Source organism: Aeromicrobium sp. (genome assembly GCF_025965075.1).
Classification (GTDB): Bacteria; Actinomycetota; Actinomycetes; order Propionibacteriales; family Nocardioidaceae; genus Aeromicrobium.
The window spans coordinates 21,777-31,611 of record NZ_JAOPXQ010000227.1 but is presented as its reverse complement, the minus strand read 5'-3'; the positions used below and the strand labels follow the sequence as shown (position 1 = coordinate 31,611).

Here is a 9,835-nt window from a genome sequence, read left to right as displayed (position 1 = left end):
CACCGCGGTGACCACCTCGTGGCTCGACCGGCCGGCCGAGGCGAGCAGCGCCGTGAGCCGCTCCTGTCCGTACATGTCGAGCCCGCACCGCGCCTCGGTCACGCCGTCGGTGTAGAGCAGGACCGTGTCGCCGTCGTTGAGCGCGCGCTGCTCCTGCGACAGCTGGGGTGGGTCGACGACGCCGAGCAGCGAGCCCCACTCCCCGAGCTCGCGGATCGTTCCCGTCGCCTCGCGCAGCAGCGGCAGCTCGTGCCCGCCGCACGACACCGAGGCAGTCCACCGGCCGTCGCGCTTCTGCAGCCGCAGCAGCACGACGGTGCAGAACCGGTCGTACGACGCACCGAGCAGCGCCGTGTTGAGTCCCGTGAGCATCTCGGCGGTGGATCCGGACGGAATGGCGACGGCCCGGATGGTGTGCCGGACGAAGGTCGTGACCGCCGCCGCGTCGACGCCCTTGCCGGCGACGTCGCCCAGCGCGACGAGCCAGTCGCCCTCGCGGATCTGGAACACGTCGTAGAAGTCCCCGCCGACCTCACTGCCATCTCCGGCCGGACGGTAGACGCCGGCGATGTCGATCCCCACCACCTCGGGTGGCGCCGGGGGCACGAAGGTCTCCTGCAGCGTGCGACCCAGGGTCAGCGCCCGGATCTCGGCCTCCTCGGCCGCCCGCCGCGCGGTGAGCAGCTCCTCCTCGTACGTCCGACGCTCCCGCGCCTCGAACACGATCGTGCGGATGACGGCGCTGCCGCCGTCCACGCCCGGCCTGACGTTGGAGCTCAGCAGCACCGGGATGCTCGACCCGTCCGGGCGCTTGAGCTCGAACGCGATCTCGTGCGCCTCGCCCTGCATCTCGAGCATCGGCCGGTAGTGGGTCTCGTGATACATCCGGTCGCCCACGCCGAGGAAGTCGACCAGGGACATGGCCCCCACGACCTCGTCGTGCGGGAGGCCGACGAGGTCGAGGAACTTGCGGTTGGCGGCGAGGATCCGGCTGTCCGGTCCCAGCTCGAGATAGCCGCAGGGCGCGAGCTCGAAGTGGTCCCGGTCCGTCCTGGTCACGTGGCTCCGGACCCGAGGAACGAGCGGATCGCCGCCGCGGTCTCCGCCGGGGCGCTGAGGTGCGGGCAGTGCCCGGTCGTGTCCAGCACGACGTAGTCGACCTCGCGGAGGTGGTCGCGCACGTACTCCCCGGCGGACTGGGGCGCGATGAGGTCCTCCCGCGACTGGAGCACGAGGGTCGGCGCCCGGACGGCGGCGAGGTCCTGGCGGTTGTCGGAGCGGAACGTGACGTTGGCGAAGGCCTTGGCGATCGTCGGGTCGGACCGGCAGAAGCTCTCGTGGAGCTCACCCGCGAGCTCGGGCCGATCACCGTTGGCCATGATGACCGGCGCCATGGTCCGTGACCAGCCGAGGTAGTTGCGGTCCATCGAGTCGAGCAGCTCGTCGATGTCGGCCTGCGAGAACCCACCGACGTATTCGCCGTCGTCGATGTAGCGGGCCGAGGGCGAGACCATGACGAGCTTCGTGAACAGGTCGGGCCGCTTGCCGGCCGCCAGCGCACCGATCATCGCCGACACCGAGTGCCCGACGAAGACGACCTCACTCAGGCCGAGGGCCTCGCAGATCTCGATGACGTCGTCGGCATAGCCCTCGAGCGAGGCGTAGCGGGCCGGGTCGTACGCGCTGGTGACCGAGGCACCCGCGCCGACGTAGTCGAACAGCACCAGCCGGTGGTCGTCCTCGAGGAACGGCGTGACGGATCGCCACATGTGCTGGTCGCAGCCGAACCCGTGGGCGAGCAGGAGCGTGGGTCCCGACTCGCGACCACCGAAGGTGACGTGGTGTCGCACCAACGGATTCATGTCAGAAATCGTATCCGAGCGGGGACTGTGGCGGTTGCCGGTTCGCGGCGGCCGGCCGCACGATGGGCACATGACGTGCCGCACCGTGGGTGTCGAGGAGGAGATGTTCCTCGTCGACCCCTCGACCGGACGCCTCGACGGGTCGTCGGACCGCGTGATCGGCGCCGTCGGCGCACAGGACGAGATCGGCCAGGAGCTCTTCCTCCAGCAGGTCGAGACCCGCACCGAGCCCCGTCGCGACATGGCCGCGCTGCTCGAGGACCTGCGCGCCACCCGACGGACCGCGTCGGAGGCGGCCGTGGCGGTCGGCGCCCGGGTGGCGGCGATGGCCACCCCGGTCATGGCCGACGACGGGGGCGTCGTCACCCCCAAGGAGCGGTACGAACGCATGATGACCCGGTTCGGTCGGCTCGGGCTGCAGTCCATGGCGTGCGGGACCCACGTGCACGTCGTCGTCGCCGGCGACGAGGAGGGCGTGGCGGTGCTCGACCGGCTGCGGCCGTGGCTGCCGCTGGTCCTGGCGATGTCGGCCAACTCGCCGTTCAACCTGGGCGTCGACACGGCGTACGCCAGCTGGCGGGCGCAGATCTGGGAGGCCTGGCCGAGTGCCGGGGCCGTCGAGCCGTTCGGCGACGCGAGCGGATACCGACGTGCCATCGCCTCGATCATCTCCTCGGGGGCGGCGCTCGACGAGGGCATGATCTACTTCGACGCCCGGCTGTCCAACCACCTGCCCACCGTCGAGGTCCGGGTCGCGGACGTCTGCACGGACCTGGCCGACACGATCCTGGTCGTAGCGGTCGTGCGCGCCCTGGTCGACACGTGCGCGAGCGCCTGGCACGCCGGCACCGCCGTCGTGCCGTGGCGGGTCGACCTGCTCCGCGCGGCGCGCTGGCGGGCCCGGCGTGACGGGCTCAGCGACGCGTTGATCGACCCGTCCAGCGGCGCCCCGGCGCCCGCCGCCGAGGCCCTGGCCACGCTCGTGCGGACGATCGGCCCGGCCCTCGACCGGTCGGGGGACGCCGGGCTGGTCCAGGACGGGATCGAGCGCCTGCTGCGGGACGGGACCGGGTCGGCCCGGCAGCGCGCGGCGGCCGGGCCGGGCCTCGACCTGCGGTCGGTCGTGGACGACGTCCTCGACCGGACCGCGGCCTCGTGGCGGTGACCACTGCGCCCACGGTCAGGGCTTGAACAGCACCTTGATCGCGCCGTCCTGCTTCTTCTGGAACATCTCGTACGCCTGCGGCGCCTCGTCGAGCGTGAGGTGATGCGTCGCGAACGACTCCAGGCCCAGAGGGTCGGCATCGTCGTAGGCGAGGGGCAGGATGTCGTCGACCCAGCGCTTGACGTTGGCCTGACCCATCCGCAGGGTCAGCTGCTTGTCGAAGATCAGCTGCATCGAGATCGGGTCCTGGGCGCCGGCGTAGACCCCGCTGATCGCCACCGTGCCACCGCGACGGACGCCCTGGAACGCGAGGTCCAGCGCGGCCAGCCGGTCGGTGCTGGCGTGCATCATGATCGGGCGAGACATCTTCTTGGGGAGCAGGCCCACGACCTTCTGCGCCGCCTCGGCGACACCCGAGCCGTGCGCCTCCATGCCGACCGCCTCCATCGCGGCGTCGGCACCGCGGCCCGCGGTCTTCTCCAGGATCGCGGCGACGGGGTCGCCGGCGGTCAGGTCGATCGTCTCGACGCCGAGCGACCTCGAGCGGGCCAGCCGCTCGGGCACCAGGTCGACGCCGATGACCCGCACGTCGCGCAACAGCGCGATGCGGGCCGCCATCTCGCCGATCGGGCCCAGCCCCACGATGAGGAGCGTCTCGCCGGACGTGACGCCGGAGTACTCCACGCCCTGCCACGCGGTCGGGGCCACGTCGGAGAGGTAGACGAAGCGCTCGTCGCTCGGCCCCTCCTCGACCTTGATCGGCCCGTAGTTGCCGTGCGGGACGCGCAGGTACTCCGCCTGACCGCCGGGCACCGCTCCGTAGAGGTCGGTGAAGCCGAACAGCGCGGCACCCATGCCGAACTCGCGGACCTGGGTCGTCTCGCACTGCGTCTGCAGGCCACGGTCGCACATGAAGCACGAGCCGCACGCGATCTGGAACGGGATGACGACCCGGTCGCCGTCCTGGAGGTTCGTGACCGCCGAGCCGCGCTCCACGACCCGCCCCATCGGCTCGTGACCCAGCACGTCGCCGGGGTGCAGGAAGGGACCGAGCGGGTCGTACAGGTGCAGGTCCGAGCCGCACAGCCCCGTCGTGGTGACCTCGATGATGATGTCGTCGGGCTGCTGGATCTTGGGATCGGGAACCGTCTCGACGCTCACCTTCTGCTTGCCCTGCCAGGTCAGTGCTCTCATGGTGTGCCTCTCGCGATCTGTGGACGTGCTGCATCTGCTCGCACGCGGTGCTCCTGCAGTGCCCGTCCCGGCCCGTTTCATGCGTCGGCACAATGGGACGGTGACCGCCGGCCGATTCGCCCCCTCCCCCTCGGGCGACCTGCACGTCGGCAACCTGCGGACCGCGCTGCTGGCCTGGCTCTGCGCCCGCCAGAGCGACCGGGAGTTCCTGCTCCGGGTCGAGGACCTCGACCGGGTACGCCCGGGGGCCGAGGAGGGCCAGCTCGCGGATCTCGCGTCGTTGGGGCTGACGTGGGACGGCCCCGTCGTGCGCCAGTCCGAACGGGCCCGCCTCTATGACGCCGCCCTCGCCTCGCTGGCCGGCCGGGGGCTGGTCTACGAGTGCTTCTGCACGCGCCGGGAGGTGCTCGAGGCGCCGTCGGCCCCCCACGCCCCGCCGGGCTCCTATCCCGGGACGTGCCGCGACCTGACCGAGGACGAGCGGGCGCAGCGCCGCCGGGAGCGGCCGGCGGCGCTGCGGCTGCGGGCCGGCACCGCGACATTCACCGTCGAGGACGCGATCCACGGAACGTACGAGGGTGCGGTGGACGACGTCGTCCTGCGCCGGGGCGACGGCGCGGTCGCCTACAACCTCGCGGTCGTCGTCGACGATGCCCACCAGGGCGTCGACCAGGTCGTGCGCGCCGACGACCTGCTGAGCTCGGCGCCCCGCCAGGCGTACCTCGCGACCCTCCTCGGCGCGACCCCTCCGACGTACGTCCACGTCCCGCTGACGCTCAACGTCGACGGCCGCCGGCTGGCCAAGCGGGACGGTGCCGTGACGTACGCCGACCTCACCGCGGCCGGCGTGGACGTGCTGGGCGCGATCACGTCGTCGTTGGGGCTGGACCGGGCGACGCCGCAGGAGCTGCTGAGCACGTTCGACCTCGCGGCGATCCCCCGCGAGCCGTGGGTGTTCGTCCCGCCGACCTAGTGCTGGTCGACGAACGTCTCGATCAGCTCACCGAGCCGGTCGGGCTGCTCGATCGTGCTGGAGTGACCGCTGCCGGCCACGACCTCGAGGCGCGCGCCGGCGATCGCGTCCGCGATGACCTCGGCCTTGGCGAGCGGGGTCGCGACGTCCTCGTCCCCGACGACCACGAGGGTCGGCGTCGTGATCCGGCCGAGCTCGGGCAGGATCGGCTCCCGGTCGGTGACACCGTGGATCGCCTTCGTCACGCCGGTGCGCCTCGCCGCCCTGACGCCGGCCATCCACGCGTCGGTGTGCTGCTTCGCGGCGGGACTCGCCAGGAACGTGGGGCCGAACATGATCGGCTCGACCTGGGCCCGGACGGGGCCGAGCCCGAGGACGCGATAGACCTTGGCAAGCGTGCGGTACTTCGTGACCTTGTCGGGGTCCTCCGGGCCGGCGCTGGTGTCGAGCAGGGTCAGTGACCGCAGCAGCTCGGGGCGCCGGGCGCCCAACCGCATCCCGACGAAGCCGCCCATCGACAGGCCGACGTAGTGCACGGGGCCGGCCCGCAGCCCCTCGATCACGGCGACGGCGTCCCCGGCGAGCGTGTCCATGTCGTAGCCGTCGCGTGCCGCCGGCGACCGGCCCTGTCCGCGCCAGTCGATCGTGACGCAGCGGTAGCGGTCGCGGAGGCGCTCGACCTGGGCGGCGAACATGCGCCCGCTGAACAGCAGGCCGTGCCCGAAGACGATCGCCGGGGCGTCGGGGTGCCCGGCCGGCGCGCCGGTGTCCTCGACGTGGACCTGGGCACCGTTGACCTCGATGACGGGCAAGGCAGACCTCCTGATGGGCGTGTGCCGACTATGCCATCCCCCATGCCGCTGGGCCTGACGTTTCGACAGACACGCCGTCGGCGTGTCTGCACCAACGTCAGGGCCAGCGAAGTCTCGGCAGGGTCTTGACATGGTTGTGAGTGCTCACTAACTTCAATTCCATGGTGACTGGGAAGCGGATGAAGGCCGAGGACCGCAAGGCCCTGATCCTCGAGGCGGCGATGGCCGAGTACGGCCGGGGTGGCATGCACGCCACGTCGGTCGAGGTCATCGCCGAGCGGGCGGGGGTCTCGCAGCCGTACATCTTCCGACTGTTCGGCACCAAGACCGGTCTCATCGCCGCCGCGATCGAGCACCACACGACCAACCTGCGCCGGACCTTCCGCGAGGCGGCCGAGCAGCGCGGTCCCGACACGTCACCGCTGGAGGCGATGGGCACGGCCTACATCGCCCTCATGACCGACGACGTCAACTCGCTGCGCTGCCAGCTGCACACCTGGGCCGCGGCGTCCGACCCGGCGATCAAGGAGGTCGCCCAGCGGACGTACCGCGAGATCTGGGAGGAGATCGCGGAGCTGAGCGGGGCGACCGCCGACGAGGTCCGCGACTTCATGGCTCACGGGATGCTCCTGACGGTCGTCGCCTCCCTCGACCTCACCGAGCTGTACGGCGATCCGCTCGCCGTCGTGAAGGAGTTCTGATGTTCACCACCATCGCTCGCCTGGCGAGCACCCACCCACGCCGCATCCTCGGTGCCACGGTCCTGTTCTTCGTCGTCGCCGGAGCCCTCGGCGGCCCGGTCGCCGGCCTGCTCAACAGCGACAATGACTCGTTCTCCGACACCGGCGCGTCCAGCGCCCGCGCCATCACCCAGATCGAGGAGGCCAGCGGCCAGGATGCCGCCCCCAGCATCGTCGTGCTGGTCGACACCGCCGACACCGCCGCGATCGCCGAGGCCGCCGGGATCCTGCAGGACGATCCCGCCGTCGCGCAGGTCGTCGGCGGCCCCGAGGCGGGCGAGCAGTTCGTCTCCCGGGACGGCGACCAGACGTACGTCGCGGCGATCTATCGCTCCGGCGCCGACGCCGACCACACCACCGAACGCCTCCGGGACGAGCTCGGCCGGGTCGACGGCGTACAGGTCGGCGGATTCGGCCCGGCCTACCAGGAGGTCAACGAGCACGTCGAGGACGATCTCGTGACGGCCGAGCTGATCGCATTCCCGCTGCTGTTCATCGTGTCCCTGCTGGTGTTCCGCTCGGCAGTCTCGGCGCTGCTGCCGCTGCTGGTCGGCGGGCTGACGATCGTCACGTCGTTGCTGGTGCTGCGCGGCGTCAACGAGGTCATCGACATCTCGGTGTTCGCGCTCAACCTCATCACCGGGCTCGGCCTGGGCCTCGCGATCGACTACTCCCTGTTCATGGTCTCGCGCTTCCGCGAGGAGCTCGAGCGGGTCGGCCCCGGCGCCGAGGCGGTCCGCCGCACCGTCGCGACCGCCGGGCGTACCGTCGCCTTCTCCGCGGTCACGGTCGCCGGCGCGGGCCTGGCGCTGCTGGTCTTCCCGCTGCGCTTCCTCTACTCGATGGGCATCGGCGTCACGATCGTGGCGCTCGCCGCGGCGGCCGTCTCGCTGCTCGTCCTGCCGGCGCTGTTCGCGGTGCTGCAGCACCGGGTCAACGCACTGGCCCCGCGACGCTGGCGCGAGGCGCAGCTCGCCGACGCCCGCGCCGAGACGAGGGGATTCTGGTTCCGCCTGTCCCACGTCGTCATGCGCTTCCCGGTCGGGACGGCGCTGGCGGGTGCGGCGATCCTGCTGGCCCTCGGCGCCCCCTTCCTGGGCGTCAAGTTCACCGGCGTCGACGCCACGGTCCTGCCCGACGGCAGCCCGGCCAAGACCGTCGACACGGTGCTGCGCAGCGACTTCGCCGGGGCCGAGTCCTCCCCCGTCATCGTCGCCGTCACGGCACCCCGGTCGGCCGAGGGAGCCATGACGGCGTACGCCCGTGAGCTCGGTGGCCTCGACGGGGCGGCGCAGGTCACCCCGCCGCGGTACGTCGGCGACAGCACCTGGCAGGTCGACGTGGTGCCGTCAGCCACGACGCTCGACGAGCGCACCCTCGACCTCGTCGACGAGATCCGGGACGTCGACGCGCCCGGCACGGCGCTGGTGGGCGGGGCGAGCGCCGAGCAGGTGGACCAGGTCGCCTCGATCGCGGACAACATCCCGCTGGCGTTGCTGATCCTGGCGGTGCTGACGTTCACGACCCTGTTCCTGATGACCGGATCGGTCGTCCTGCCGATCAAGGCGCTCCTGATGAACGTGCTGACGATCAGTGCGACGTTCGGCGTCCTGGTGCTGATCTTCCAGGACGGACGGTTCGAGGGGCTGCTGGACTTCACCTCGCAGGGGGCGCTGGAGTCGACCCAGCCGGTGTTCCTGTTCGCGGTGGTGTTCGGGCTCTCGACCGACTACGCGGTGTTCCTGCTGACCCGGATCAAGGAGGCGCGGGACGCCGGGGCCGGCGAGCGGGAGGCCGTCGCGCTGGGGCTGCAGCGGACCGGCCGGATCGTGACGGCGGCGGCGCTGCTGTTCGCGATCGCGCTGGGCGCCTTCGCGACGTCGCAGATCATCTTCATCAAGGAGCTCGGCGTCGGCACGGCGCTCGCGGTCCTGATCGACGCCACGATCGTGCGGGCGATGCTGGTTCCGTCGCTCATGGCCCTGCTCGGCCGGGCCAACTGGTGGGCGCCGGGTCCGCTGCGCCGACTCCACGACCGGATCGGCATCAGCGAGAGCGATCCTGCCGCCGCGGCGGTGCGTTAGCGTCCACTGCCTGACCGCTGAGAGTGACGTTTGCGCCCCGGAATCGTCGATTCCGGGGCGCAAACGTCACTGCCAGCGGTGGGGTGGGCTAGATGAGGCCCTTGTCGGTCAGCCACTGCTTGGCCAGGACGTCCGGGGCGGTCTTGTCGTCGCCCTGGTTCTTGGCGTTGAGGTCCAGCAGGTCCTCGGTCGTGAGGGTCGCCGAGATCTCGTCCAGGACGTCCTCGACCTTGTCGCTGGCCTTCTTCTCGGTGATCAGCGGGACGACGTTCTGCGACGCGATGAGGTTCTCCGGGTCCTGCAGCGTGACCAGCTTGTTGGCGAGGATCGACGGCGTCGTGGAGTAGATGTCCGCGACGTCGACCTTGCCACCGAGCAGCGCCTTCAGCGTGGCGGGTCCGCCGCCGTCGCTGATGGGCGTGAACGAGATGTCCGTGATGCCGTAGACCTTCTCGAGACCCGGGATGCCATAGGCGCGGGTCTTGAACTCGGGGTTGGCGCCGAGCTTGAGACCGTCGATCTTCTTCAGGTCGGCGATCGTCGTGAGGCCCTCCTTCGCGGCCAGCTCGGGCGTCACGTTGAGCGAGTCCTTGTCCTCGGCCTTCGACGCATCGAGGACCTCGAGGGTCTCCGGCAGCGCGTCGGCGAGGGCATCGTCGATCTGCTCCGGCGAGGTCGCCGTGGTCTTCGGGTCGTAGTACGACAGCAGGTTGCCCGAGTACTCCGGCACCAGGTCGATCTCACCGTTCTCGAGTGCCTTGATGTACGCCTCGCGCGCACCGATGTTGAGCTTCTTCTTCACCTTGACGCCCTTGGCCTCGAGCGCCTGGGCGTAGATCTCGGCGATGATCGCGTTCTCGGGGAACTCGGCCGAGCCGATCACGATGGTGTCGGTCGCGGCCTTCTTGCCCTCGGTGGGATCGCCACCGCACGCGGCGAGCGTCAACCCGACGGCGGTGGCGGCGAGGGCCGCGGTGAGCTTCTTGATGGTCATGTGTCTTCTCC

The 9,835-nt window shown here is 71.1% G+C and carries 9 protein-coding genes; 4 read left to right on the top strand and 5 right to left on the bottom strand.

Features of this window, described 5'->3' with window-relative positions; translation table 11 throughout:
• Together JWQ91_RS13820 and JWQ91_RS13815 are read right to left on the bottom strand one after the other, a co-directional pair.
• Positions 1-1,059: SpoIIE family protein phosphatase (locus JWQ91_RS13820; RefSeq protein ID WP_297785227.1), on the bottom strand; the 1,059-nt coding region annotated here is incomplete at its 3' end.
• Complete coding sequence (locus JWQ91_RS13815) at positions 1,056-1,862, bottom strand: alpha/beta hydrolase (protein ID WP_297785224.1); 807 nt, start codon at positions 1,860-1,862, stop codon at positions 1,056-1,058. The genes JWQ91_RS13815 and JWQ91_RS13820, both read right to left, overlap by 4 nt.
• 70 nt (positions 1,863-1,932) lie before the next feature.
• On the opposite strand from JWQ91_RS13815, the gene JWQ91_RS13810 reads away from it, so the two are divergent.
• Positions 1,933-3,027: a glutamate--cysteine ligase gene (locus JWQ91_RS13810; RefSeq protein WP_297785221.1), complete on the top strand. Its 1,095-nt coding sequence runs from the start codon at positions 1,933-1,935 to the stop codon at positions 3,025-3,027.
• A gap of 15 nt (positions 3,028-3,042) precedes the next feature.
• Here the strand turns inward: JWQ91_RS13810 and JWQ91_RS13805 are convergent, their stop codons facing one another.
• A complete protein-coding gene (locus JWQ91_RS13805; protein ID WP_297785217.1) occupies positions 3,043-4,221 on the bottom strand; it encodes an alcohol dehydrogenase catalytic domain-containing protein in 1,179 nt (392 codons plus the stop codon).
• 100 nt (positions 4,222-4,321) lie between these two features.
• On the opposite strand from JWQ91_RS13805, the gene gluQRS reads away from it, so the two are divergent.
• Positions 4,322-5,194: a tRNA glutamyl-Q(34) synthetase GluQRS gene (gluQRS, locus tag JWQ91_RS13800; protein ID WP_297785214.1), complete on the top strand. Its 873-nt coding sequence runs from the start codon at positions 4,322-4,324 to the stop codon at positions 5,192-5,194.
• On the opposite strand, the gene JWQ91_RS13795 is transcribed toward gluQRS, so the two are convergent.
• Positions 5,191-6,006, bottom strand: a complete 816-nt coding sequence (locus JWQ91_RS13795; RefSeq protein ID WP_297785211.1) for an alpha/beta hydrolase — start codon at positions 6,004-6,006, stop codon at positions 5,191-5,193. The genes gluQRS and JWQ91_RS13795 overlap by 4 nt on opposite strands.
• Positions 6,007-6,167: 161 nt before the next feature.
• Here JWQ91_RS13795 and JWQ91_RS13790 point away from each other — a divergent pair, with 161 nt between their 5' ends.
• On the top strand, positions 6,168-6,707 hold the full coding sequence (locus tag JWQ91_RS13790; RefSeq protein WP_297785209.1) for a TetR/AcrR family transcriptional regulator: 540 nt from the start codon (positions 6,168-6,170) through the stop codon (positions 6,705-6,707).
• Positions 6,707-8,830 carry an MMPL family transporter gene (locus JWQ91_RS13785; RefSeq protein ID WP_297785206.1) on the top strand — a complete coding sequence of 708 codons (2,124 nt, stop codon included), beginning with the start codon at positions 6,707-6,709 and terminating at the stop codon, positions 8,828-8,830. The genes JWQ91_RS13790 and JWQ91_RS13785 overlap by 1 nt, the downstream gene beginning before the upstream one ends.
• Before the next feature lie 88 nt (positions 8,831-8,918).
• Here the strand turns inward: JWQ91_RS13785 and JWQ91_RS13780 are convergent, their stop codons facing one another.
• The gene (locus JWQ91_RS13780) at positions 8,919-9,824 is read right to left on the bottom strand and encodes an ABC transporter substrate-binding protein (protein ID WP_297785203.1); all 906 of its coding nucleotides are present in this window, start codon (positions 9,822-9,824) and stop codon (positions 8,919-8,921) included.
• Between the last annotated feature and the right edge of the window lie 11 nt (positions 9,825-9,835).